This is a genomic window from Alkalihalophilus lindianensis, assembly GCF_032843265.1.
Lineage (GTDB): Bacteria > Bacillota > Bacilli > Bacillales > Bacillaceae_D > Alkalihalophilus > Alkalihalophilus lindianensis.
In genome coordinates this window covers 1-250 of sequence record NZ_JAWJBA010000736.1, presented here as the reverse complement: position 1 = coordinate 250, position 250 = coordinate 1, and the positions used below count along the sequence as shown (strand labels likewise).

The following is a 250-nucleotide window of genomic DNA, read 5'->3' as shown; positions in this document are numbered from 1 at the left end:
CAAGAATACTGGCAGCGGCTACAGCAAGATGGATACCCTCAGCCTTGGTACTAAAGTACACGTTCTCGCGGGCGATTGTCTTTTGACCTTTAATATGCTGAAAATAAGTACTCGGCTGGACAAATTGATCAATCAAAATCGCCTCCGGCTTTTCCGGCGCTATTTTCTCCAATACATTTACGATTGCTTGATTATGAAGCAAGGCCTTCATTTTCCCTTGCGACATCCCCTTTTGCTGGACCTTGTTATA

1 pseudogene is annotated in these 250 nt (G+C 44.4%); it reads right to left on the bottom strand.

The features are described 5' to 3' along the window. Window positions 1-250 (bottom strand): annotated as a pseudogene (locus RYX56_RS24130) (ribonuclease HIII); the annotation flags it as partial.